The organism is Bacillus sp. B1-WWTP-T-0.5-Post-4 (assembly GCF_009183795.1).
Lineage (GTDB): Bacteria > Bacillota > Bacilli > Bacillales > Bacillaceae_G > Bacillus_A > Bacillus_A cereus.
On the sequence record NZ_WEIJ01000001.1, the window covers coordinates 631,872 to 658,265 of the forward strand.

The window sequence follows — 26,394 nt, forward strand, 5'->3', positions numbered from 1 at the left end:
CCCTTTCAAAAGACAACTTTCATAGTTCTATTATACGCAAAGAAAAGAGACTCACCAATATAGTGAGTCTCTAAAAACATTTTTACTTTTCAAGATCTGCTAGACGTTGACGAACTGCTTCGCGTTTTTCTAGGTAATCTTGCTCTTTCGCACGCTCTCCTTCAATAACCGCTGCAGGAGCTTTCGCTACGAAACCTTGGTTAGAAAGTTTCTTCTGTACACGTTCTACTTCTTTATCGAACTTCTCAAGTTCTTTCTCAAGACGAGCTCTCTCTTCATCAAGATTGATAAGATCAGCTAACGGTAAGAATAACTCTGCACCTGATACGATTGCAGTCATTGCCTTTTCTGGCGCTTGTAAGTCTGTTTGAATTGTTAATTCGCTTGGGTTACAGAAACGCTCAATGTAAGAGCTGTTTTTCGTAAGTTGAGCAAGTACAGCCTCATCTTTTGCTTTAATTTGCATCTGAACTTTTTTGCTCATTGGCGTATTTACTTCTGCACGGATGTTACGAACAGAGCGAATGATATCAACTAGAAGGTGCATTTCTGCCGCAGCCTCCGTATCTTGTAAATCTTCGCGAACTGTTGGCCACGCAGCTACTGTAATAGACTCGCCTTCATGCGGTAAATGTTGCCAAATTTTCTCTGTTACGAATGGCATGAATGGGTGTAATAGACGCATTGTTTGATCTAATACGTAAGCTAAAATAGAACGAGTTGTTTTCTTAGCTGCTTCATCTTCACCGTATAGTGGAAGTTTCGCCATTTCAATATACCAATCACAGAAATCGTCCCAAATGAAGTTGTATAATGAACGACCAGCTTCACCGAACTCATATTTATCCATGTTACGTGTTACGCTTTCGATTGTTTCGTTTAAGCGAGTTAAGATCCACTTATCCGCAACTGATTTTTCACCAGTTAAATCGATTTCTTCATACTTCATATCATCCATGTTCATTAATACGAAACGTGATGCGTTCCAAATTTTATTAATGAAGTTCCAAGTAGATTCTACTTTTTCCATGCTGAAACGTAAATCTTGACCTGGTGCACTTCCTGTTGATAAGAAGAAACGCATTGCATCTGCACCGTACTTCTCGATAACATCCATTGGGTCAATACCGTTACCAAGAGATTTACTCATTTTACGACCTTGCTCGTCACGAACTAAACCGTGAATTAATACATCTTTAAATGGACGCTCGCCTGTAAACTCTAAACCTTGGAAAATCATACGAGATACCCAGAAGAAGATGATATCATAACCCGTTACTAGTGCATCTGTTGAATAGTAACGTTTGAAGTCTGCTGAATCTTCATTTGGCCAACCAAGTGTTGAGAATGGCCATAACGCTGAACTGAACCATGTATCAAGTACATCGTTATCTTGATTCCAGTTTTCAATATCTGCTGGTGCTTCTGTACCTACGTATACTTCACCAGTTTCTTTATGGTACCAAGCTGGAATACGGTGTCCCCACCATAATTGACGAGAAATACACCAGTCATGAATATTTTCCATCCAACGTAAATATGTGTTTTCAAAACGCTCTGGTACGAACGTTACTTTTTCTTCTTCTTTTTGTTGAAGCGCTACTGCTTTTTCAGCAAGTGGAGCCATTTTTACGAACCACTGTGTTGATAAATAAGGCTCAACAACTGCACCGCTACGCTCACTATGACCTACTGAATGCATATGTGGCTCGATTTCTACTAATACGCCAGCTTCTTGTAAGTCTTTTACTAATTCTTTACGGCATTCGAAACGATCCATACCGTTATACTTACCAGCTTTTTCGTTCATTGTTCCATCTTCGTTCATTACTAAAATGCGTGGTAAGTCATGACGGTTACCTACTTCAAAGTCATTCGGGTCATGAGCTGGTGTAATTTTTACAACGCCCGTTCCGAAATCTTTTTCTACGTACTCATCAGCAATAATCGGAATCTCACGGCCTACGATTGGAAGTGTAACTGTTTTTCCGATTAAATGTTTGTAACGATCGTCTTCTGGATGAACTGCTACTGCTGTATCACCAAGCATCGTTTCTGGACGAGTTGTCGCAAGACGAATATGACCAGAACCATCTGTTAACGGATAGTTCATATGGTAGAATGCACCTTGAACTTCTTTATGAATTACTTCAATATCAGAAAGAGCTGTACGTGTTGCTGGATCCCAGTTGATGATATATTCACCACGGTAAATTAAGCCTTTTTCGTATAATTGAACGAATACTTTATTAACCGCATCTGATAAACCTTTGTCTAATGTGAAACGTTCACGAGAATAGTCTAGTCCTAAACCAACTTTCCCCCATTGTTGACGAATGTGAGAAGCGTACTCTTCTTTCCACTCCCAAGCTTTTTCAAGGAATTTTTCACGGCCAAGATCGTAACGTGAAATACCTTCTTCACGAAGTTTTCCTTCTACTTTCGCTTGTGTTGCGATACCAGCATGGTCCATTCCTGGAAGCCATAGTACATCGTATCCTTGCATACGCTTCGTACGAGTTAAAATATCTTGAAGAGTTGTATCCCAAGCATGACCTAAGTGTAACTTACCAGTTACGTTCGGAGGTGGAATTACAATTGTATACGGTTGTTTCTTCTCGTCTCCTGTTGCTTCAAAATATTTGCCTTCAAGCCACCATTGATAAAGGCCTTCTTCAACGGACATATGATCATATTTAGTTGGTAAATTCTTTTCCGTGTTTGACATTATTTTCCCTCCTTAAAATAAAAAATGTCCCTCATCCAAAAAGGACGAGGGACATCGCGGTACCACCTTTATTTACAAACAAATTCATAATTTGCTTATACTCTTAATTTGATAACGGACAAATCCGTCTTTTCCTAATAAGAACTATTCTGTTCAGAAAAGATGCTCCAGGGCTACCTTCTAACATAACTATCTAGAGAATCTCCCAGCTAATGATTCTCCTCTCTGAAGACGTTTCATGTTATACTCTTCCCCTTCAAGGCATTTATATGATTGTTAATTATTATATACAATAGTGTAAAAAACGAAACCTTATTCGTCAAGATAAATTTAAAACTACAGCTTTTCGTGCCAAAAAGAAGATAAGTAGAATCCTCTACTTATCTTCTTTACCACGCTATTTGTAGGCAGTAAGACCTCCACCTCAAAACTCAGCTGAAGCAAAGAAGTTAGATGGGAGCCCTGCTGCCCGTAAACGCCCAATTGGTGAAGGCTAATCATCAGCGGGGAATGTTTACTTTATCCGTTCCCTTGCTGGGCAGCTTGTAATTGTGACAGGAAATATTCTATATTGCTAACGAGCCAATGCGATTGTTGCAAACTCTTTACTCCGCGCAGTTCATTTTCCTCGTTACGATTATCTCTTCTTTTCTTATAAGACTGGATTTGCCGAATAAATTGTGATGGATACGTCATATACGCAAACATAAGTAGTTGCTCTTCTTTCGTAAAAGGGAAATTTTTTTGATACATTTGAAACCATTCAAACCGATCACTTCTTGCGATTGGATATGTGTTTAAAGACCGTGAATAAAAACCTACTATATCTTGCACAGGCGTTGCAAACTTCGATTTTTCTAAACTAATAAAATAGCCATTCCGCTCATAGTCAAATAAAAAATGATTAAGTGACACATTACCATGCACAAAAGTAATACGCGTTTTCTCTTTTTCTTTCATCGCATCGTTCCACTCATTTAATTGCTTCGTTGCAAATTCACGCGCTCTCATTACATGATGATAGTACGTACAATATTGCAATTCAAACGGGGACATATACCATTTTGATTCAGATTCTACGAGAAACTCTTCTAACATCTCACCATCATTTTCCCAACGATCGGATATACTTGTATAATGTTTTTCTAAATCTTCTTCCGTATACGTTTCTTCCTTCACAGTTTTTTGATGCAACGTTCCAAGTGTCTGAAACATTTTATGGTATTGATCATTGTCCTCACCGTTTCCTTCTGCACGTTCTAACCAAGGCATTAAATAATAATTATACGTCCCGTCACTTAAAATATAACTTCCATCCGTCGCATGATATATAGGTACATAATTTGAAAAACCTTTCTCCTTCAAATATTGAATATGATGCAGAAAGTTATTCCGCTCTAACTTTCTGCCTTCTATTTTCTTGAGTGCATATGGACCTTGATTCGTATAAATTTTCATTACATTTCCGTGCTCTTCCATATGCTGCGTATCCAATCTATATTGCCTCACAATAGGTTCATAGTGATTTCGCAACTCAATATCCATACGAATAACCCTTTCTATTCAAAACATAGCCTCTAAGAAAGGAAGTGAGTGAAAACACTCACTTCCTTATTTCGTCTTTACCCTTGAAACGGGAATATAAATAATTTGCCCCGTATTTAAAAATATATCTTCTGTTTGATTGACACGGTGTAAATTTTGTACAGACGTTTCATAACGGTCTGCAATAGATTCAATTGTATCCCCTTCTTGCACGAAATACATTCTTAACTTTGTAAATTCTTCTTCCGGTTCTTTCGTAAATAGTTTTGTTAAATAAAGCGCATTTTCATCTCGCTGTGAGTACTCTTCTTCTTGTTCTTCCTGCTTTTTCGCTTTTTCTTTCTTGAAATCTTTTCGTCCGAACAGTTCAAATTGTGGCGTTGTTTCTTGCTCCTCTTCACGTTCCACAAATTCATGTTCTTCTATTTTCTCTTCTTCTAATTCCTGCTCTTTTCTTTCCTCTAATTGGAACGGTTCAAATGCGTAATCTTCCCACTCATCTGATTCCTTATATGCTGGTTCTTCTACATGCGGCGCCGGTCTATTTTCATCCTCTTGCGCTGAATCTTCTTCTAACTCAGCATACACCGTTTCTTCCTCTTCCTCTTCCTCTTCAACTTCATCCTCGCTTCTCTCTTCATCACACAAACCGGTAATAGATATATCCGCTAATAATTGTAAGCAACCATTTTCCTTTAATTCATAATCAAATTCCTCGATTGATACATATAGCTCTTCAATTACTTTCACTCGATTTCTCGGAATTGATATTTCAAGTGGAAAGGAATGAACAAGTTCATTAACCCCATCTTCTCTTGTTTCTACATAATCAATTGACTTTGCTGGCGATAGTTCTCTTAATGAATACGCCGAATCATCTTTTCGTGCAACATACTCTCCCGTTAAATCTAATTGTCCTCTCACGATTACTTCATGATCAAGCTCTTCTATCTCAACGTCTGGATCTAACGAAATTGACAAAAGTTCTTCGACTTCCTGTCCTTTTTGGAACCACACAGATTCTTTTAATGAAAATCGTAATGAATGATCTGCAGCCACTTCTTTTCCCCCTCCCAAACTATATGTCATTACAGATTTATGTGCGGAAAGCTTACTTTATGAATAAAAAAAATCGCTCCCCTTACGGAGAGCGATTTTCTCTAATACATTACGCTTTTAATTTTGACATTGCAATTTCAGCTGCTGCAATCGTCGCTTCAATATCTGCATCACTATGTGCTGTCGATAAGAATAAACCTTCGAATTGAGATGGCGGTAAGAATACACCTTGTTCTACCATTTCACGATAGTAAGCCGCAAAGAATTCTAAGTTTGAAGATTTTGCTGCATCGTAATTAATAACGGGTTCATCTGTAAAGAAAATACCAATCATAGAGCCTGCACGGTTAATATGGTGAGGAATGCCATGTTTTTCAGCTGCTTTACGTAATCCAGCTTCTAACATTTCAGCTTTACGCTCAAATTCTACATATGATTCTGGCGTTAACTGTACTAACGTTTCATAACCTGCCGCCATTGCAAGTGGGTTACCTGATAAAGTACCAGCTTGGTAAATCGGTCCGCTTGGCGCAACTTGGCGCATAATTTCCGCTTTACCACCGTATGCTCCTACTGGTAAACCACCACCGATTACTTTACCTAAGCATGTTAAATCAGGCGTTACGCCATAATAACCTTGGCCACAATTATAAGCTACTCGGAACCCTGTCATTACTTCATCAAAAATAAGCAATGCACCGTTTTGTTCTGTTACTTCACGAAGACCTTCTAAAAATCCAGGCTGTGGAGGAACAACCCCCATATTTCCTGCTACTGGTTCTACAATTACACAAGCAATATCATCACCGAATTGTTCAAACGCGTATTTTACGCTTTCTAAATCGTTATAAGCTACTGTAATCGTATTTTTCGCTACACCTTCTGGTACACCAGGACTATCTGGTAAACCTAAAGTCGCCACACCAGAACCAGCTTTAATTAATAGCGAATCACCATGACCGTGGTAACAACCGATAAATTTCAAGATTTTATTACGACCTGTATAACCACGAGCTAAACGTAGTGCACTCATTGTTGCTTCCGTTCCAGAGTTAACCATACGCACAATCTCAATTGATGGCACGCGCTCAATAACAAGTTTTGCTAATTTATTTTCAATTTCTGTTGGTGCACCGAAGCTTGTACCTCTTTCAGCAACAGATTTTAACGCTTCTACAACACGATCATTTGCATGACCATGAATTAAAGGACCCCATGATAATACGTAGTCGATATATTCATTCCCATCGATATCATATACTTTAGAGCCTTTTCCACGCTCCATAAACAACGGATTCATCCCAACAGACTTAAAGGCACGAACCGGGCTATTTACGCCACCAGGCATTAAGTCTTGCGCCTCTTCAAACGCTGCAATTGACTTATCAAACTTTTTCATTATTTAGCGCCTCCTTCTTGTAACCATCTTGCTGCATCTTTTGCATGATACGTAATAATTAAATCTGCTCCTGCACGTTTCATACTAATTAATTTTTCAAGAACAACTTCTTTTTCATTAATCCAACCATTTTGCGCTGCCGCTTTAATCATCGAATATTCACCACTTACATTATAAGCGACAACTGGTAAATTAAAGTTATTTTTCACATCACGAACGATATCTAAGTAAGAAAGAGCTGGTTTTACGATTAAGAAATCTGCACCTTCCATTACATCCGATTCTGCTTCACGGAATGCTTCCATACGGTTTGCCGGATCCATTTGATATGTTTTACGGTCACCAAATTGCGGTGCACCGTGCGCAGCATCACGGAATGGTCCATAAAATGCTGATGAATATTTCACAGCGTACGACATAACTGGCACGTGTCCAAAACCATTTTCGTCTAATGCATGGCGAATTGCTGTTACGAAGCCATCCATCATGTTTGATGGCGCAATAATGTCCGCTCCTGCTTTCGCTTGACTTACAGCTGTTTTCGCAAGAACTGCAAGAGACTCGTCATTTAAAATAATACCATCTTCAATTACACCGCAATGACCATGGCTTGTAAATTGACATAAACATGTGTCTGCAACTACTACTAGCTCAGGGAAATCACCTTTAATTTGCTGAATAGCACGTTGTACAATTCCATGATCACAATATGCTGATGATCCAACTTCATCCTTTTCAGCAGGTAAACCAAATACAATAACAGAACGAATACCTAAATCAACAACTTCTTGCATTTCAGCTTGCAATAAATCTAAAGACATTTGATATACGCCTGGCATAGAAGGAACTTCATTACGAACATTTTCACCTTCTAATACAAAAATAGGGTAAATAAAATCTTCCGTATGTAAAAACGTTTCACGCACAAGCGCACGCATGCCCCCGCTTTGTCTTAAACGACGATGACGATTAAATTGTAAAGAGTTCATAGATTTCTATCCCCATTCTTTCATTTTATAGATTCACAAACACATTGTAGTAATGCTTCTACAGTGTACTCTTTCGGCACAATAACAGACGGAAAATAAAGACTTGCCTCTTTTTCCGTAATAGGTCCTATACAAGCAATTGTACATTTTTTTGTCCATTCTCTCCAGTTTGTACCCTCAAGTAAACGAACAAAACTAGTAACAGTTGAAGGGCTCGTAAATGTAATAATGTCTACTTTCCCTAACTTCAATGCCGCTATAAGCTCTTGCTTTTTTTCTATATTCACTTTCGTACCGTATACGGTTAGCTCATCTAGAGAAATACCAATTTCCCGAAGTGCAACCGGAATTACCTCTCTTGCTAAATTCCCTTTCGGAAATAAAATACGTTCATTTCCACTTAATTCTTTTAGAAACTCTTCTGCAAATGCTTCTGCAACAAATAAAGTCGGAACAAAATGAACTTGATAGCCCCTTTTTTCTAACTCTAATTTTGTTTTCACACCTACCGCAGCGATTTTAATGGTTAGTGGTAGTTTCTTTTTTAAACTATCCAGAAAAAAAGCTACACCATTTCTGCTCGTAAAAATAACCCAGTCGTATGAATGTAGCTGCTCTTCAATATATTGAATTTGCCTATGAGACATACCTTCCATACGCAAAAGCGGAATTTCCAATGGAATTCCGCTCTTTTCTTTCACTGCTACACTCATTTGTTTCGCTTGATGCTGGGCACGTGTAATCAATACCGTTTTTCCAGCGAGAGCGTTCATATTTATTGTTGCTCCTTATTTGCAGCAAGAATGAGTTCTTTGGCGCCTTGCTTAATTAAACGGTCCGCGGCCTCTAATCCTACTTCCTCAGGATTAGTACCCACTACTGTCTCTTTTAATAAAACAGAGCCATCCATAGAGCCGACAAGAGCTGTTAATTCGATTGCATCGTTTTCTGTAAGGGTTGCATATCCAGCAATTGGAACTTGGCATCCACCTTCAAGTTTATGAAGAAATACTCGCTCCGCTGCCACTGTTCTTTCTGTTATCGTATCATTAATATGCGCTAACAATTGCAATAAATCCTTATCATCCTCACGACACTCAATCGCTAATGCACCTTGTCCTACAGCAGGTACACATAACGCTTCATCTAAATGTTCTGTAATAACTTCATCATCCCAGCCCATTCTTTGTAATCCAGCTGTCGCTAAAATAATCGCATCGTAATCTTCTTCTTTTAATTTACGTAAACGTGTATCGATATTCCCGCGAATCCACTTAACTTGTAAATCTGGTCTCGCAGCGAGTAGCTGTGCACTACGTCTTAAACTACTCGTACCTAAAATAGCACCTTCCGCTAACTCTTTAAACGATGCTCCATTTTTTGAGATAAAAGCATCACGAGGGTCAACACGCTTTGGTGTACAGCCAATCATTAAACCTTCTGGAAGTACGGCTGGCATATCTTTCATACTATGTACAGCCATATCGATTTCTTTCGTAAGTAGCGCGTGTTCAATCTCTTTTACAAACAAGCCTTTGCCGCCTACTTTTGAAAGAGTAACATCTAAAATAACATCACCTTTTGTGACAATTTCTTTCACTTCAAATTCATATGGTAGACCTAGGGCTTTTAACTGATCAATAAACCAGTTTGTTTGCGTTAATGCTAGTTTACTCTTTCGTGATCCTACAATAATTTTGCGCATAATTCTCTCTCCTCATTATAAATACCAAAAGTGGAAATTGGATAAACTGCTTAATAGAAAAATGTTTACTAGCATTACGAGAAACGATCCGATATTCCACTGTACAATTTTCTTACCTTGCAACACATCTGCCGCTCGTAAATATAAACCTGTGCAATACACAAATAGAACGACAAAAGATCCGATTACTTTCGTATCATACCAATGGAAATTATCCAATTTTGTATATCCCCATATACATCCTAATAAAATTGCTAGTAAGAAAAATGGAACAGAAAATAAATTTAATCCGTAAGACATAGATTCTAGCTTCGGTAAATTCCCTAACCTTCTTAATCTCGCATTCCATTTTTTCTTTTTTAATAGGCGATATTGCAATAAATACATAATAGAAAAAATGAACGATACAGTAAACGTTGCGTAAGAAATAATTGCCATACCGACATGCACGTATACAAGTTCTGATACTAATTGTTCCGCAAGTACTGGCGACATCTTTCCGAGCGGTGTAAAAATAGAAAAAGCGCTTACGCCAAATGCTACAACATTTGTAAAAAAGACTAAAAAGTCAATTCTCATAAATCGATTAATAACTAACGACATCGTAATCAATAACCAAACATAAAAATAAATCCCTGATAATAAAGTTAAAATAGGATTCGTTTCTGAATCTGTAGCTCTAAGCAACATAAAAATAGACTGCAGGACCCATACAATCGCAAGTAACCAAAAAGCAAATCGGTTCGCCTTTCGGTTACTTTGGAAATAATCTATAAAATATAAACTAATGCTACAAGCATATAAAATAATTGCAATATGATAAATAATACTGTTATTTAAAAAACTCATCCGATCATCCTTCCAAATTATAAAGATGGAACGGATGGTGTCCACACTCTTTTATGTTCTACTTCTTCCGCACGACTCTCTACTTCTTCCGTTTCTAAATCAAAAATCTTTGCAAATAACGCTAATTTTTCGCTCGCTCCCTCTTCAGCAGCTATTTCTTTCGCTACTAAAATTGGGTCTTTTAATAATTGATTAATAATACTTTTCGTATGCTTACTAATAACTTTTTTCTCACGATCACTAAGGTTTGGTATTTTTCGCTCTAGGCTTACCATCGTTTCACTTTGGATTGCAAGTGCCTTATCACGAAGAGCTGATATTAATGGAACAACACCAAGTGTACTTAACCACGTTTTAAATAGAACAATTTCCTCTTCAATCATAAATTGAATTTTCTCTGCCTCTTTCAAACGCTCAGCACGGTTTGCCTCCACTACTCCTTGTAAATCATCAATATCATACAAGAAAGAACCTTCTAGCTCATCAATCGCTGGATCAATATCACGCGGCACTGCAATGTCAACCATAAATAATGGACGACCAGAGCGCATTTTCTCCACCTTTGTCATCATCTCTTTCGTAATGACATACTCAGATGCACCAGTTGAACTAATTAAAATATCTGCTTCTAATAATGCACATTGTAATTCGCTTAACGATTTTGCATGTCCCATATATTTCTCAGCCATTACTTCTGCTTTCGAAAGCGTCCTATTCATAACTGTTACTTTACGAGCACCACTTCCATATAAGTTTTGTAGTGCAAGTTCGCCCATTTTACCAGCACCAAGAATAAGCACATGACAATCTGTTAACTCGCCAAATATTTTCTTTCCAAGCTCAACAGCAGCATAACTAACAGACATTGCACTTTCCCCGATTGTTGTTTCTGAGTGGGCACGTTTTGCTAATGTAATGACTTGCTTAAACAATTCATTAAAAATTGTGCCTGTTGCTTTAACTTGTTGCGCTTCTAAAAAGCTATCTTTTATTTGACCTAAAATCTGCGTTTCTCCGACTACCATTGAATCTAAACCGCACGTTACGCGGAATAAATGATCTATTGCGCCATCTTGTTCAAAAATAGTTAAATATGGCGCGACTTCTTCTATTTCAAGCTGAAACCAATCAGCTAAAAACTTCTTAATATAATACCGTCCCGTGTGTAATTGATCGACAACAGCATAAATCTCAGTGCGATTACAAGTTGACACAATGACATTCTCTAACACGCTCTTTTGATTTTGTAATGTAGTCATCGCTCGCTCTAGTTCTGCTGCCTGAAATGTGAGTTTCTCACGAAATTCTACAGGGGCTGTTCGATAATTTACACTAACAACAAGAATATGCACGCAGCATGTCCCCCTTCACCCGTTTTATCACTTTATCTACTATCATAATACAACTTTCCTCTTATGAATCTGACAATCGTGTGAACAACCGATTATTTTTTAATTATTCTCCGTATGTAATAAAGGAGATTCAGTAACACTAATAAAAAAATTTCTACTTTATAATGATTATAAATTAATAACTCTATTTGTACGTTACCAAAAAAAGCCCTCATAATCAAGTGATGGAAACTATTCCATATAAATTATAACATCATCTTCCCTATCTTCTTTCATCATGAAGGAAAATATGTATGATTGTTCCAAAATGTAACAAAGACTTTCTCAATACAATGTATTTGACATTGCATTTCTTTTTCGTTATATTAGTTTTACAAAATTAAATTGTGCACAACTTAATTAGAAGGGAGTTATTTATGAAAGAAGACTCTTTGCATCTAGATAACCAACTTTGTTTTTCTATTTACGCCTGCTCTAGAGAGGTTACTCGTTTTTATCGACCTTATTTAGAAGAAATGGGTATTACGTATCCCCAGTACATTACTTTACTCGTACTATGGGAGCAAGATGGACTAACAGTAAAAGAAATTGGAGAACGTCTATTTTTAGATTCTGGTACGTTAACACCTATGTTAAAACGTATGGAATCATTAAAACTTGTAAAACGTGTTCGTTCCAAAGAAGACGAGCGAAAAGTTTGTATTGAATTAACAGAACAGGGCAAAGATTTAAAGGAAAAGGCTTGTTCATTACCGACAACGATGGCTACAAACTTAGGAATTACAGAGCAAGAATATCGCTCTTTATTAATTCAACTAAATAAACTGATTGACACAATGAAAACAATTAATGATGGAAAAGGGGAATAAATATGGATAAATTATATACTGCTTCAGTAACAGCAACAGGTGGAAGAAATGGGAAAGTAGTTTCAGATGATGGCATATTAAATCTTGATGTAAAAATGCCGAAAGCACTAGGTGGTGCAGGCGGAGAAGCAACAAATCCAGAACAACTATTTGCAGCTGGTTATGCAGCTTGTTTCGATAGTGCATTACAACTTGTCATTCGTACAAAACGTGTGAAAGTAGAAAGTACAGAAGTAACTGCTCACGTTTCTATCGGAAAAGATACAGATGGTGGTTTCGGCCTATCTGCTGTACTTGATGTACATGTGGCTGGCGTTTCACATAGCGAAGCACAAGAACTTGTGGAAGCGGCTCACGGTGTATGTCCTTACTCGAAAGCAACACGAGGAAATATTGAAGTTACATTAAACGTACGCTAAAAAATTTAGCAAAACAAAAACGCGCGACATTCGTCACGCGTTTTTTGTTTTTGTAAATTTATGAATTGCTTTCCACGCTTCTTCTTTTCCAAGTCCTGTTTCAGAAGAGAATAGAACAATTTCATCGCCAATTTCAACAGCAAGCGTTTCTTTTACAACTTTTAAATGCTTTTGCCATTTCCCTTTCGGAATTTTATCGGCTTTCGTCGCAATAATAATTGTTGGGATTTCATAATGCTTTAAGAAATCATACATCATCACGTCATCACTTGTTGGTTGGTGACGTAAATCAACTACTAATACAGCTGCGTCTAATTGTTCACGCGTTGTAAAGTACGTTTCAATCATTTTCCCCCATGCAGCGCGCTCCGATTTAGATACTTTCGCATATCCATAACCTGGAACGTCAACAAAGTGCATCATCTCATTGATTAAGAAAAAGTTCAGCGTTTGCGTTTTTCCTGGTTTAGAAGAAATACGTACTAACTTTTTACGATTTAAAATTTTATTAATAAAGGAAGACTTCCCCACATTTGAACGACCTGCTAATGCAATTTCTGGTAAATCACTGTCTGGATATTGTTCTGGTTTAACAGCACTAATTACAATATCTGCTTTTGTTACTTTCATTGTTTCACTCCTACTAATGCGTGCTCCAATACTTCATCTAAATGAGATGCAAGCACAAACGTAAGGTTTTCTTTTACGCTCTCTGGAATATCATCTAAATCTTTCTCGTTTTCTGCTGGCAAAATAATTTTTGTTAAGCCTGCGCGGTGAGCACTTAATGTTTTTTCTTTTAAACCACCAATTGGTAATACACGACCACGAAGTGTAATTTCACCTGTCATACCCACTTCTTTACTTACAGGAATACCTGTTAGCGCAGAAATAAGTGCCGTTGCCATCGTAATACCTGCTGACGGTCCGTCTTTTGGAACTGCTCCTTCTGGAACGTGAATATGAATATCATTTTTCTCATGGAAATTCGGATCGATCTGAAGCTCTTCTGCACGAGAACGTATATAACTAAACGCAGCTTGTGCTGATTCTTTCATAACATCCCCAAGTTTCCCTGTTAAAATTAGTTTCCCTTTTCCTGGCGCTACAGAAACTTCAATGGCAAGTGTATCGCCGCCTGCTGCTGTGTAAGCTAGACCTGTTGCCATACCAACTTGGTCTGTTTTTTCAGCTTGCCCATAACGGAATATGTGTTTACCAAGTAAATCAACAATCTTTTTCTCTGTCACAACGATACGTTTACGTTCTGCTGTAACGATAATCTTCGCTACTTTACGGCAAACTTTTGCAATTTGGCGCTCTAGCGTACGAACACCAGCCTCACGTGTATAATAACGAATAATCTCAAGCAGCGCTTCATCACGCACTTGTAAATTACCTTTTCGTAAGCCATGTTCTTTTAATTGTTTCGGCAATAAATGCTCACGAGCAATGTGTACTTTTTCAAGTTCTGTATAGCCAGCAATCGAAATGATTTCCATACGGTCAAGTAATGGACCTGGAATACTTGAAAGTGTATTAGCAGTTGCTACAAACATAACTTTTGATAGATCATATGGCTCTTCAATGTAATGATCACTGAAGTTATGGTTTTGTTCTGGATCTAATACTTCAAGTAATGCCGCTGATGGATCTCCACGGAAATCGTTAGACATTTTATCAATCTCATCTAATAAGAAGACTGGATTAACTGTTTTCGCCTTTTTCATACCTTGAATAATGCGTCCTGGCATTGCTCCAACATATGTACGGCGGTGACCACGAATTTCAGATTCATCACGCACACCACCAAGAGATACACGGACGAAGTTACGATTCAATGATGTTGCAATTGAACGCGCTAACGAAGTTTTGCCGACCCCAGGAGGGCCTACTAAACAAAGGATAGGTCCTTTTAATGAATTCGTTAACTTCTGTACAGCTAAATATTCAAGTACACGCTCTTTCACTTTTTCAAGACCGTAATGATCGTTATTTAAAATCTCTTCCGAATGAGCAAGATCAATTATATCTTCTGTTGCCTCTGTCCACGGAAGCGCTAATAACCAATCAATATAATTGCGAATAACACCACTCTCCGCAGAACTTGCTGGTAACTTTTCATAACGATCTAATTCTTTCAGCGCAGCCTTCATTGTTTCTTCCGGCATTCCTGACTGTTCAATTTTCTCACGAAGTTCTTCTACTTCTCCGCCCTTGCCTTCTTTGTCGCCAAGTTCAGTTTGAATCGCCTTCATTTGCTCACGTAAGAAATATTCTTTTTGCGTGCGCTCCATGGAACGTTTCACTTTTTGCCCAATTTTCTTTTCTAGGCTAAGTAACTCTTGTTCATCTTGAATAATTGAAATAAGTGTTTGTAATCGTTCTTTTACAGATACAATCTCTAGAATCTCTTGTTTCTGCTTCGTTTTAATCGGCAAGTGAGAAGCAATTAAATCAGCTAATCTCCCTGGTTCTTCCACATCAGCTACCGTTGCAAATGTTTCATTTGAAACTTTTTTCGAGACTTTAATATATTGTTCGAAATGCTCCAGTAACGTACGCATAAAAGCTTTCTCTTCTAAATCATCTTCTACTTCTTCAGTTACCGTTTTAATAGACACTTGTACTACATTTTCTTCTTCGATAAACTCTATTACTTCTGCTCTATGTAAACCTTCCACAAGGACACGAAGCGTACCGTTCGGCAATTTTAACATTTGCTTCACTTTCGCCACCGTACCTACACTATATATGTCATCTTCTTTCGGATCATCGATATTCATTTCTTTTTGCATTGCTAAAAAGATGATATTTTCATCCATTGCCGCCTGCTCTAGTGCTTGTATCGATTTATCACGTCCTACATCAAGATGCAAAACCATCGTTGGATATACGAGAACGCCTCTTAATGGTAGGAGGGGCACGATTCTTTCGTTCGTATTCATACTAGACATAGCACCTCCATAATAAATTAAACTCCTGTTCAACTATTTTATATTACAATACACCTAGATGCAATTGCTGAGATTCCGCGCAATTGTAAATAGCTTGTTTTTCTACCTCACGAAAAGAAAAAAGACTCCGATTAAGCATACAAACTTAAACGAAGTCTGGCAAATTTTATTATTGTTTATTTTTACATAGATTGTGCATCTGTTTCGTCTACGTGAGTATGTACATCTAGCTCTCTATGCATATTTTCTTGCATAAACGTTAACTCAAATACTTCTTTTAACTTACGGACAGGAATAATTTCAATTCCCTTGATCGTATACAAAAATGGTTGCATATTTTCAGCAGGAATAATGACTTTCTTAGCTCCCGCTTTTTTCGCAGCTTTTATTTTTGCGTACACGCCACCAATAGGTTTTACTTCTCCGTGTATACTTATTTCCCCTGTCATCGCTACTTCATTATTTACATACGTGCGGTGCACCGCAGAATATACACCTGTTGCCATAGCGATTCCTGCAGAAGGTCCATCAATTGGGATACCACCTGGAAAATTAATATGTATATCATATCCTTCTGGCAACACATCTAAAGAACGAAGTACTGTTAATACATTATCAACAGAGCCTTTCGCCATACTTTTACGACGAATCGATTTCGTTTGACTACCAATACTTTCTTCTTCCACAATTCCGGTAACATTTACCGATCCTTTATCTTTCGCCTTGATTGCTGTTACTTCAATTTCTAATAACGCACCTGTATTTGGTCCGTATACAGCAAGACCATTTACAAGACCAATCCTTGGAATCGGATAAATGTGCTTTTCATATTTCGGTGTAAGCTGACTTGAGTGAACAACCCACTCTATATCTTCATCCTTAATGAAAGAACGTTCTTCATTTATCGCCATACCAGCAGAGATTTGCACGAGATTAATCGCTTCTCGTCCATTCCTTGCATACATCCCGATCATTTCAATACCATTTTCACCTATTTGCATTTCCACTTTTTCCGCGGCATTTTTCGCTACTTTTTGAATTTCTTCCGTATCTAATTCACGGAAAAATACTTCTAAGCAACGTGACCGAATAGCAGGAGGAATTTCCTCTGGCGAACGTGTCGTTGCTCCAACTAAGCGAAAATCTGCCGGTAAGCCTTTTTGGAAAATATCATGTATATATGTTGGGATCATCGTATTTTCTTCACTATAGTACGCACTTTCTAAAAATACTTTTCGATCTTCTAACACCTTTAACATTTTATTCATTTGAATCGGATGGAGCTCGCCAATCTCATCAATAAACAAAATACCACCATGTGCATCTGTTACAGCACCTTTTTTCGGTTGCGGAATACCTGCTTGCCCCATCGCCCCAGCACCTTGATAAATCGGATCATGCACCGAACCTATTAAAGGGTCTGCGATACCACGTTCATCAAACCGAGCTGTTGTCGCATCAAGTTCAATAAATGTTGCATTCGTACGAAATGGAGATTTAGGATTTCGTTTCGCTTCTTCTAATACAAGACGTGCTGCCGCTGTTTTCCCAACACCTGGCGGGCCATATATGATTACATGTTGCGGATTCGGACCACAAAGAGCCGCTTTTAACGACTTAATTCCGTCCTCTTGCCCTACAATATCTAAAAAGGTTGTAGGACGCACCTTTTCTGCTAGCGGTTCTGTTAAAGAAATCTCACGCATTTTACGAAGCTGTTCTAATTCTTTTTTCGATTCTCGATCAATTGAAACTTTTTGTGTTCGTTGATTTCGAAGTAAATGCCAGAAATACAATCCGACAATTACACCAAAAACAAGTTGAACAACTAAAAATATATTTGTCCAGCTCATTATTTATTTCCTCCCGCAATATTTTATCTCTTAGTATTTCCGCGGAGGAACGTAGCTAAACATAAAGAAAAACAGCAATTATAAAAATTGCTGTTTCCCTTTCTCATTATGCAGATGTTTTTGTATCAAGTACAGTACCGTCTTGTAACACCAATTTTGGCGGCTCATTATCAGCTACTGTTTCTTTTGTAAGAATACACTTCTCGATATCTTTACGAGATGGAAGTTCGAACATTACATCAAGCATTAAGCCTTCAATAATAGAACGAAGTCCACGAGCACCCGTTTTACGTTCAATTGCTTTTTTCGCAATTTCGATTAGTGCACCTTCTTCAAACTCTAACTCAACATCGTCAAGCTCCAATAATTTTTGGAATTGCTTAACAAGTGCATTTTTCGGTTTCGTTAAAATATCAACAAGAGCATCTTCATCAAGTGGCTCTAGGTTCGCAATAACTGGAAGACGACCGATAAACTCTGGAATTAAACCAAATCTTAAAAGATCCTCTGGTAATACGTGAGATAAAACATGCTTCTCATTCACATCAGCATTTTTCTTCTCAGAACCAAATCCAATTACTTTTTCACCAAGGCGACGTTTAATAATCGGCTCAATGCCATCAAACGCTCCACCACAAATGAATAAGATGTTCGTTGTATCAATTTGAATAAACTCTTGGTGCGGATGCTTACGACCACCTTGAGGTGGAACGCTTGCTACAGTACCCTCTAAAATTTTCAGAAGTGCCTGCTGCACACCTTCACCAGATACATCACGTGTAATTGATGGATTTTCGGACTTACGTGCCACTTTATCAATCTCATCAATATAAATGATTCCTTTTTCCGCTTTCTCTACATCATAATCAGCTGCTTGAATTAATTTTAGTAAGATATTTTCTACATCTTCCCCAACATATCCAGCTTCTGTTAAAGATGTTGCGTCCGCGATTGCAAATGGAACATTTAAAATACGCGCTAAAGTTTGTGCCAGTAATGTTTTACCACTACCTGTTGGCCCGATAAGTGCGATATTACTCTTCGCTAATTCTACATCATCAATTTTGCTGTTAGAATTAATGCGTTTGTAATGGTTATATACCGCTACCGCTAGTGCTTTTTTCGCGCTATCTTGCCCGATGACATACTCATCTAAGATTTCACGAATTTCTACCGGTTTCGGTACATCTTTGAATTCTACTTCTTCGTCCTTCGCAAGCTCCTCTTGTACAATTTCAGTACAAAGTTCGATACACTCGTCACAAATGTAAACACCTGGACCTGCCACTAACTTTCGAACTTGCGTTTGTGTTTTACCACAGAAAGAACATTTTAATTGCCCTTTTTCATCATTAAATTTAAACATATTTTCACACCCCTTACAAAGTGCTAACCTCTTGCCTTCGTATGTACACGATAAATGTATCGTATGTAAATACATATTATGTCACTACGTGGCGAGAAATACAAATAATATGACTAGTTATGTACAAATAAAAAATTTTTAAAACTTTTGAAATATGTATATTCGACTTGTAAAGGAACTTTTCCTTCTCCATCGAAAAGTTTTATAAATATATTTCTATATTTATAAAACAAGGCACGATTTTAATCGTGCCTTGTTATTTTATTATGCAGCGTTTTCTACTAAGAAGTCTACAGCTTTACGCACTTTAAGATCTTCAGCTAAAGCGTCTACGCTTCCAAGAGCTTGCTTGATAGCGTCTACTGGCATACCGTACATTTCAGCCATTTTTTCAACTTCTGCAGTTACTTCTTCTTCAGTAACTTCGATGTTTTCAGCTTCAATGATAGCTTCAAGAACAAGATTGATTCTTACACGTTTTTGTGCATCTTCTTTCATTTGCTCTTTTAATTTGTCAGCATCAGTACCTGTGAATTGGTAGTAAAGCTCAAGGTTCATACCTTGTTGGCTTAAACGTTGCTCGAATTCACGAACCATACGATCTAACTCAGTGTTGATCATAGCTTCTGGAATTTCGATTTCAGCGTTAGCAGCAGCTAATTCTACTACTTCGTCACGTACTTTGTGCTCAGCTTCGTGCTTTTTGCCTTCTTCTAAGTTTGTGCGAAGTTTTGCTTTTAATTCATCAAGAGTTGCAACCGCTTCGTCTGCTTCTTTAGCGAACTCATCGTTTAACTCAGGAAGTTCTTTTGTTTTGATTTCGTGAATTGTTACTTTGAATGTTGCTGGTTTGCCAGCTAATTCAGCAGCATGGTACTCTTCTGGGAATGATACTTCAACGTCTTTAGACTCACCAGATTTAAGACCGATTACTTGCTCTTCGAAACCTGGGATGAATGTACCAGAACCGATTGCTAGAGAGTAGTTTTCGCCTTTTCCGCCTTCAAATGCTTCGCCATCAACGAAACCTTCGAAGTCGATTACAGCTGTATCACCGTTTTCAACAGTTCCTTCTTCTTTAACAACTAGTTCAGCTTGACGTTCTTGTAAAGATTTTAATTCGTTCTCTACATCTTCGTCAGTTACAGTTGTTTCAACTTTTTCTACTGCTAAACCTTTGTACTCACCTAATTTAACTTCAGGTTTCACTGTAACTTTTGCAGTGAAGATAAGGTTAGCATTTTTTTCGAACTTCTCGATGTCGATTTCAGGATGATCAACTGGGAAGATACCAGCTTCTTCAATCGCTTCACCGTATGCTTTTGGTAAAATGATATCTAAAGCATCTTGGTATAAAGATTCAATACCAAAGCGTTGTTCGAATAATGGACGAGGCATTTTTCCTTTACGGAAACCTGGTACGTTAATTGTTTTTACTACTTTTTTGAACGCAGCGTCGATAGAGTTGTTTACTTCTTTAGCATCAACTTCGATTGTTAAAACGCCAACGTTACCTTCTAATTTTTCCCATTTTGTAGACATTTATTCTTTCCCTCCAACTATAATAATGTATGCACATACCTCTATAGATTAAGATCTTCATTATCTCTTTTTTGAAATAACAAATACACAAATAATCCTCTAGCAAAAGCTTTCAGATATAATGTTCCAATCTACTAATTGCCCAGAAGACAACTACGGTATATTTTGTTCGAGAATAATATGAAACATATTAAGTAAGAGAATTACACTTCTCTTCTCTTACAAACAGGCAGTTTTCTGCCTTTTGCAACCCTTACATTATAACATAGAATATGCTCGTTTCAAGAACTGAACGATTCTTTTTCATAATTATACGGGCAAATATCCTTCTCTTTCAACACGTAATAACCATTGATAGGCAATATGAAACTCTTCCAATTCGATATTGTATGCTGCCATAAGCTCTTCTTCATCAATAGCCAATCCGAAACGCTTTCTTCCAATTCTCTCTAAAACAGCTGACCAAATCTCTTCTTTATCCATTAATAGAGCGAATGGGAAAATGCTAATTTGCAATTCTTTCCAATATGTAACCATCGCTTCAAATATATCGGGATAATTTTGCTCTAATCGACTTGATAATTTATGTATAATGTTATTGGATTGCTCCTCATTATGACCTGTAAATGCTGGAATTACCTTAATCGTATTCCCAAACTTTTCTACCTCTATTTCCTCTTCTACCTGACTTTCTATCATTTTATACAAAATAGAAGTTTTCAAATAGGGGTGTTGCTCTTCATCTATTAAAAATTTCTTTAAAATAGGTAATGCAAGATCTAAGTCTTTTAATGAAAGTCGCTGAATCGCTCTTAGCTTCTGTCCAAAGTTTTCTCCAAAAATTTCATTAGTAAACTCATTCAACTCAAAATTTGAATCCACTAGCGATGCGTCTCCCTCATTTAGCATACCTTCTGCAAATAAAGCAAGCTGCGCTAATTTTTCCTTTTGATCAGGCATTATATCTTTCGTTTGTAAAACCTTTTCAACAGTTTCAATAACACCTTCATAATCATTTGTTTGAACTAAAATAGTCACGTACGTTTCAAGAATATCACCAAATAAGACAACTCCTGTTTTAAGCAACTGTTCACATTTGTCTTTCGCTTCTTCCATACGTTTTAATTCGAGTAAACAAATAACTGAAGCTAATTCCGTTTGTTCCGTTTCCGCATTATACTGACGTAATATTTCAAAGCAGCGCAATGCATCTTCGAACTTCCGCTCTTTCAACGCTAAAAAACCTTCATCAATATAGCGCTCTGATAGCTGCGGAAACAATACGACCGTATTTTCTTTTTTATCCATACGTCCGCCTCTTTTTCTTGATTTTAATTATGTTCAAAGTAAATATATCAAATGCGTAATGAGAACACAACATCCCCAAATTATTTGTTTGAAATATGAAAATATTTAATTTTTACATTCCAATACGAATAAATCTCTACTAAAAATTAAAATTGTACAAATAAAAATCCCCAGCAACAAACGCAGAGGATTCATCATTAATGGAAAGCTTTTATAATTGTGGGGTATATTACAAGGGTAATAATTTGGAGAACAATAATTGCCATAACAATCATGCTAAAATAGAAGATTGGCTTACTTCGCTTCATTAAAAACATAATAATAAGCATCGTACAAGCAAACAAACTTAAGAAGAACAAACTTGTTGTCGAACTAAGTATACCACTTGGGACAAAGAACAATAACACTACACTACAAGTACCTATAATTCCAAATAACCATTCCATTCATTCACTCATTCCCTTTCCCTCTCATGGCTGTTTTCTCTAAGCAATCAAATGTTTCACAACATCAACTACATACGTTAATTTCTCATACGCTACAAATCCAAAAGCAACCGTTAAGCCCGTTACAACTAATCCTTTCATCATTTCTGCCTCCTCGTTTTATCGTTGTTATCTTCATTATAAAAGATTAGCAATTTGTTACCATCGAACTACCTTACAGTTACCTTACAGAATTGTAAGATTTCAAAAAGAGGATAGAAAAACACCTCACATAGCTTGAGGTGCTTTCACGTAATTTCTCTATAATCACTTGAAAAATTAACTTTTTTCTCTTGGTTATTTTTCGGAGAATCCAATCTTAAACTAATAGATTTACTAAATAATTTAGGATCAAAATAATTATTCATTACTTTTCTTAACTTACCTTCAGATATTTTCGTATTACAAGAAAACAAAGGATGAAAATCATGTTAATATATTTTTGTACAATTAAGAATTTAATTTACAAGGGGGATTATATATGTTTAAAAAAATGGCCGCAGATGTATTAGGACTAAGCGATGTAGGTTCTGTTATTACACCTAAAGACTATGATAAGGTCGATGCCGATGATTATGTAATGCATGAAGATGGGGAGAAAATTTACTTTCTAATTAAATCGAAATCAGATGAATATTGCTTCACAAACAAAGGGTTAATTCACTTAGACGGTACAAGCGCAACAAGTAAAAAACGTACACTACGCCGCTTTAGTTATAGCAAATATCAAATTAAAAACGTAGCACTTGAAACTGCAGGAACGATTGATTTAGATGTAGAAATTAAGTTTCAAATGGGCGATGAACATTACTCAATTGATGTTCATAAAAAACATATTGAAGAATTAAAAGATTTATATAAGGCTTTACTTAAAATCGAAGAAATTTCATACGACAACGATATTACATTACAATATGCACATAAAAGTTTAGATATGGCATCTAATGCCTTTAGCCGCATTTCAAACGCACAAGTAAATTTAGCAGAGCAATTTAAAGAAATGAACGAGATTGCCTTTAACTGGCTTGTTGATACGAAGAAACAATATAATGTGAAAGATTATGGTTTTGTATTTGAGAAGTTTATTAATAACTAAACAGAAAACCTTGTTATCAAAAGATAACAAGGTTTTTGTAGCGTACCAGGAGAGATTCGAACTCCCGCTCCGCCCATTTCCGTACTATTTTATATATTTTGATCGCAGTCTTAATATATCTTCTCCTTCGCGAATGCCTGCCGATCCCTTCCTCACATTTTTTACGACAGTCCAATTCGGGTTAGTTTCATCACCGATGTTCTGTACTGTAAAATTGCCATCACCATATTTTCGGTGGCCTTCTGCCAATTTCTCCGTTAAATCATTCTCATTTGATCTCGCCATCTTTGCGCCATCTCCCTTTTTTATACGACCTTCTTAAACCATCTAACCAATCACAGGTCCAGTCAATTGGAGATTCTCGTTTTCCGCTTCTATTAATTGTAACACACTCACAGGGATAAGTTCCGATAACTGCTGCTCAATCGTACTAGAATGGTAAAGAGTTTTATAATATTGTAAGTAAACAATTAAGAGAATCTGGATATGGATTTGAGTTCCATCATAAACCTATTGATTCTTTAAATTAAATAAGAGGAATAGGGCGCATAAATGGTCCTCTTTTTATTTAAGAAAAAGAAGTACATATGCAACTGCTTAATATCAAAGGAAAGGTCGCAAATATTAAGCATGAACTACACTTATAACCCAAACAAAAAACCTTGTTATCAAAAGATAACAAGGTTTTTTTAGCGTCCCAGGAGAGATTCGAACTCCCGACCGTACGCTTAGAAGGCGTATGCTCTATCCGGCTGAGCTACTGGGACATGGAGCGGGTGAAGAGAATCGAACTCTCGACCAGAGCTTGGAAGGCTCTTGTTTTACCACTAAACTACACCCGCATATGTTATTTTCTTTTCTTCGTTAGCGCCGTTGCCCTATCGACAATATTTATTATATGTATAACCACACATAAAGTCAACACCTTTTTTAAAAGAGGATAAATTTTCTTATCCTCTTTTAAAAACTGCCTGTTCAACTAGTTGTCCGTCTAACGTTTCAAAACGAACTTCCATTTGATTTTCATCCATTTCTAATAAAGCAAATGTCTTTTCTACACGCTGACGTGGTAATAAAATACTGCCTGGATTAATAAATAAAACGCCCTCGATTAATTCCGCACCTAATACGTGAGAATGTCCGAAGCATGCAACTTGTGCTCCCACTTCTTCAGCATGGTACGCTAGCGTTTGTAATGTCATTTTCACATTATGGCGATGTCCATGCACAACTAAGAAGCGAATTCCATCTACATCAGTTACAATTTCATCTTGAAAGTTAGCATAATCACAGTTTCCTTTTACAACATGGAAACCTTGCAGTTCTTCATGAGCAGATGTTAGCTCTGAATCACCGCAATGAATCATGATATCTACTTTCCCTTCATACTTCTCTTTCAACTGCTGTAATTCCTTCACAGAGCTATGACTATCGCTTACGATTAAAGCTTTCATCATTCTCTCTCCCTTATTCTCCTAAAAACCATTCCGGGATTTTTTCTTCTAACTTACGAAGAGCACGTCCGCGGTGACTAATAGCATTTTTTTCATCTGAACTTAATTCCGCCATTGCTTTTTTGTACTCTTCCACATAAAAGATCGGATCGTATCCAAAGCCATTTTCTCCGCGGCGTTGTTCTAAAATAAATCCTTCACATGTCCCGTTTACAATGACAGGCTTTTTATCACCTTCAGGGAAAGCTACTGCTAATGCACAGTAGAAGCGAGCTTTACGCTTATCAAACGGTATTTCATTTAATTCTTGTAAAACTTTATCAATATTCGCTTGATCATCTTTTGGCTCTCCAGCAAAACGAGCTGAATACACGCCTGGTTTCCCGTTTAACGCATCTACAATAAGACCTGAATCATCCGCAATTACAATTGCATTCAACTGTCTACTCAAACTATCCGCTTTTAAGATCGCATTTTCTTCAAATGTTTCACCAGTTTCTTCGACTTCTTCAATATGAGGAAAATCGTGTAATGATTTCACTTCTAAATCAAATCGCTCAAATAACTCAGCAAATTCACGTACTTTCCCCATATTTTTTGTCGCTACAACAACTTGTTTCATACTTTCCACCTCTACTCTATATGAGATACGATGTCACCTAACGCTTCTTTTTGCATATCAATCAGTTGGAAAATGCCTTGTTCTGCTGCATCAAGTAATTCATTTAACTGCGCTCTACTAAACGTCGCTTCTTCTCCAGTTCCTTGCACTTCAACGAACTGACCTTTTCCAGTCATAATTACATTCATATCAACGTCTGCTTTAGAATCTTCTGCATAGTTTAAATCTAAAACAACACCTTGCTCTTCAACAATTCCTACTGATGTTGCTGCTAAATAATCTTTTACTGGAATTTTAGATACTTTTTCTGCTTGTAATAATTTCTCGAAAGCTAATACCATCGCTACATATGCACCTGTAATAGAAGCTGTTCTCGTTCCACCATCTGCTTGGATGACATCACAGTCAATCCAAACTGTTCTCTCGCCAAGCGCTTCTAAATCAACTACCGCACGTAATGCTCGTCCTATTAAGCGCTGGATTTCCATTGTACGTCCTGTTACTTTCCCTTTGCTTGACTCCCTAATTGTACGTTGTTCTGTCGCACGTGGAATCATCGCATATTCAGCTGTTACCCAGCCCTTTCCTTCTCCACGCATAAATGGCGGGACACGCTCTTCAATTGTCGCTGAGCAAATTACCTTTGTATCCCCAACCTCAATTAACACTGATCCTTCTGGATGTTTTAAATAATTCGTATGAATATGTATATGGCGTAATTCTGTTTTCTCTCTACCATCTACTCGCATAAAAATAACCTCCTCATAACTACTTGTTAGTATAGCCAAATTTAAATG

23 protein-coding genes, 2 tRNA genes, 1 pseudogene and 1 other annotated feature are annotated in these 26,394 nt (G+C 37.2%); of the genes and pseudogenes, 4 read left to right on the top strand and 22 right to left on the bottom strand.

Annotated features, from left to right (window positions below; translation table 11 throughout):
- Positions 1 to 82: 82 nt before the first annotated feature.
- The 9 genes from GBN91_RS03450 to hemA form a co-directional block, all read right to left on the bottom strand.
- Entirely contained in the window at positions 83 to 2,728 is a 2,646-nt protein-coding gene (locus GBN91_RS03450; RefSeq protein ID WP_000072250.1) for a valine--tRNA ligase, read from the bottom strand.
- Positions 2,729 to 2,765: 37 nt separating this feature from the next.
- Positions 2,766 to 2,997, bottom strand: a binding site (T-box leader).
- 250 nt (positions 2,998 to 3,247) lie between these two features.
- On the bottom strand, positions 3,248 to 4,273 hold the full coding sequence (gene ysxE / locus GBN91_RS03455) for a spore coat protein YsxE (RefSeq protein ID WP_000350658.1): 1,026 nt from the start codon (positions 4,271 to 4,273) through the stop codon (positions 3,248 to 3,250).
- A gap of 66 nt (positions 4,274 to 4,339) precedes the next feature.
- Positions 4,340 to 5,362, bottom strand: a complete 1,023-nt coding sequence (spoVID, locus tag GBN91_RS03460; protein WP_141403608.1) for a stage VI sporulation protein D — start codon at positions 5,360 to 5,362, stop codon at positions 4,340 to 4,342.
- 79 nt (positions 5,363 to 5,441) lie between these two features.
- Complete coding sequence (gene hemL / locus GBN91_RS03465) at positions 5,442 to 6,731, bottom strand: glutamate-1-semialdehyde 2,1-aminomutase (RefSeq protein ID WP_000712943.1); 1,290 nt, start codon at positions 6,729 to 6,731, stop codon at positions 5,442 to 5,444.
- Positions 6,731 to 7,720, bottom strand: coding sequence for a porphobilinogen synthase (hemB, locus tag GBN91_RS03470; RefSeq protein WP_001087065.1), 990 nt, complete (start codon positions 7,718 to 7,720; stop codon positions 6,731 to 6,733). Before hemB ends, hemL begins: the two co-directional genes overlap by 1 nt.
- A gap of 20 nt (positions 7,721 to 7,740) precedes the next feature.
- Positions 7,741 to 8,493 (bottom strand): uroporphyrinogen-III synthase, encoded by a 753-nt coding sequence (gene hemD, locus GBN91_RS03475; protein ID WP_058839830.1) that lies wholly within the window; start codon positions 8,491 to 8,493, stop codon positions 7,741 to 7,743.
- A 2-nt stretch (positions 8,494 to 8,495) separates the two neighbouring features.
- Entirely contained in the window at positions 8,496 to 9,425 is a 930-nt protein-coding gene (gene hemC / locus GBN91_RS03480; protein ID WP_001226396.1) for a hydroxymethylbilane synthase, read from the bottom strand.
- A 15-nt stretch (positions 9,426 to 9,440) separates the two neighbouring features.
- The gene (locus GBN91_RS03485) at positions 9,441 to 10,274 is read right to left on the bottom strand and encodes a cytochrome c biogenesis protein (RefSeq protein ID WP_000008991.1); all 834 of its coding nucleotides are present in this window, start codon (positions 10,272 to 10,274) and stop codon (positions 9,441 to 9,443) included.
- Positions 10,275 to 10,291: 17 nt separating this feature from the next.
- Complete coding sequence (gene hemA / locus GBN91_RS03490) at positions 10,292 to 11,626, bottom strand: glutamyl-tRNA reductase (RefSeq protein ID WP_000547868.1); 1,335 nt, start codon at positions 11,624 to 11,626, stop codon at positions 10,292 to 10,294.
- Positions 11,627 to 12,042: 416 nt separating this feature from the next.
- Here hemA and GBN91_RS03495 point away from each other — a divergent pair, with 416 nt between their 5' ends.
- Complete coding sequence (locus tag GBN91_RS03495; RefSeq protein WP_152121256.1) at positions 12,043 to 12,495, top strand: MarR family winged helix-turn-helix transcriptional regulator; 453 nt, start codon at positions 12,043 to 12,045, stop codon at positions 12,493 to 12,495.
- Between the two features lie 2 nt (positions 12,496 to 12,497).
- Positions 12,498 to 12,914, top strand: coding sequence for an organic hydroperoxide resistance protein (locus GBN91_RS03500; protein ID WP_000359781.1), 417 nt, complete (start codon positions 12,498 to 12,500; stop codon positions 12,912 to 12,914).
- Positions 12,915 to 12,947: 33 nt separating this feature from the next.
- Here GBN91_RS03500 and ysxC read toward each other — a convergent pair whose 3' ends face one another.
- From ysxC to GBN91_RS03535, 7 genes are all read right to left on the bottom strand, one after another.
- Positions 12,948 to 13,544: a ribosome biogenesis GTP-binding protein YsxC gene (ysxC, locus tag GBN91_RS03505; RefSeq protein WP_000869116.1), complete on the bottom strand. Its 597-nt coding sequence runs from the start codon at positions 13,542 to 13,544 to the stop codon at positions 12,948 to 12,950.
- On the bottom strand, positions 13,541 to 15,871 hold the full coding sequence (gene lon / locus GBN91_RS03510; RefSeq protein ID WP_000097285.1) for an endopeptidase La: 2,331 nt from the start codon (positions 15,869 to 15,871) through the stop codon (positions 13,541 to 13,543). Before lon ends, ysxC begins: the two co-directional genes overlap by 4 nt.
- A 182-nt stretch (positions 15,872 to 16,053) precedes the next feature.
- Positions 16,054 to 17,724, bottom strand: coding sequence for an ATP-dependent protease LonB (gene lonB, locus GBN91_RS03515; protein ID WP_000119170.1), 1,671 nt, complete (start codon positions 17,722 to 17,724; stop codon positions 16,054 to 16,056).
- A 106-nt stretch (positions 17,725 to 17,830) separates the two neighbouring features.
- Positions 17,831 to 19,090, bottom strand: coding sequence for an ATP-dependent protease ATP-binding subunit ClpX (clpX, locus tag GBN91_RS03520; RefSeq protein ID WP_000472289.1), 1,260 nt, complete (start codon positions 19,088 to 19,090; stop codon positions 17,831 to 17,833).
- 264 nt (positions 19,091 to 19,354) lie between these two features.
- Positions 19,355 to 20,632, bottom strand: coding sequence for a trigger factor (tig, locus tag GBN91_RS03525; RefSeq protein WP_000105215.1), 1,278 nt, complete (start codon positions 20,630 to 20,632; stop codon positions 19,355 to 19,357).
- Between the two features lie 309 nt (positions 20,633 to 20,941).
- Positions 20,942 to 21,940: a hypothetical protein gene (locus tag GBN91_RS03530; protein ID WP_006921228.1), complete on the bottom strand. Its 999-nt coding sequence runs from the start codon at positions 21,938 to 21,940 to the stop codon at positions 20,942 to 20,944.
- A 197-nt stretch (positions 21,941 to 22,137) separates the two neighbouring features.
- Complete coding sequence (locus GBN91_RS03535; RefSeq protein WP_001983650.1) at positions 22,138 to 22,386, bottom strand: hypothetical protein; 249 nt, start codon at positions 22,384 to 22,386, stop codon at positions 22,138 to 22,140.
- Positions 22,387 to 22,906: 520 nt separating this feature from the next.
- Here GBN91_RS03535 and GBN91_RS03540 point away from each other — a divergent pair.
- The gene (locus GBN91_RS03540; protein ID WP_000473869.1) at positions 22,907 to 23,521 is read left to right on the top strand and encodes a PH domain-containing protein; all 615 of its coding nucleotides are present in this window, start codon (positions 22,907 to 22,909) and stop codon (positions 23,519 to 23,521) included.
- 84 nt (positions 23,522 to 23,605) lie between these two features.
- Here GBN91_RS03540 and GBN91_RS03545 read toward each other — a convergent pair whose 3' ends face one another.
- The gene (locus GBN91_RS03545) at positions 23,606 to 23,806 is read right to left on the bottom strand and encodes a hypothetical protein (protein ID WP_000124460.1); all 201 of its coding nucleotides are present in this window, start codon (positions 23,804 to 23,806) and stop codon (positions 23,606 to 23,608) included.
- 152 nt (positions 23,807 to 23,958) lie between these two features.
- Here GBN91_RS03545 and GBN91_RS29655 point away from each other — a divergent pair.
- Positions 23,959 to 24,051 (top strand): annotated as a pseudogene (locus GBN91_RS29655) (DUF6572 domain-containing protein); the annotation flags it as partial.
- A 163-nt stretch (positions 24,052 to 24,214) separates the two neighbouring features.
- On the opposite strand, the gene GBN91_RS03550 reads toward GBN91_RS29655, so the two are convergent.
- From GBN91_RS03550 to rph, 5 genes are all read right to left on the bottom strand, one after another.
- Positions 24,215 to 24,288 (bottom strand) — tRNA-Arg (locus GBN91_RS03550).
- Position 24,289: 1 nt separating this feature from the next.
- Positions 24,290 to 24,363 (bottom strand) — tRNA-Gly (locus GBN91_RS03555).
- 108 nt (positions 24,364 to 24,471) lie between these two features.
- Positions 24,472 to 24,975: a metallophosphoesterase gene (locus GBN91_RS03560; protein WP_000645511.1), complete on the bottom strand. Its 504-nt coding sequence runs from the start codon at positions 24,973 to 24,975 to the stop codon at positions 24,472 to 24,474.
- A 13-nt stretch (positions 24,976 to 24,988) separates the two neighbouring features.
- Positions 24,989 to 25,597, bottom strand: a complete 609-nt coding sequence (locus tag GBN91_RS03565) for an XTP/dITP diphosphatase (RefSeq protein ID WP_000815939.1) — start codon at positions 25,595 to 25,597, stop codon at positions 24,989 to 24,991.
- A gap of 11 nt (positions 25,598 to 25,608) precedes the next feature.
- A complete protein-coding gene (gene rph, locus GBN91_RS03570) occupies positions 25,609 to 26,346 on the bottom strand; it encodes a ribonuclease PH (protein ID WP_001261765.1) in 738 nt (245 codons plus the stop codon).
- Positions 26,347 to 26,394 lie beyond the last annotated feature (48 nt).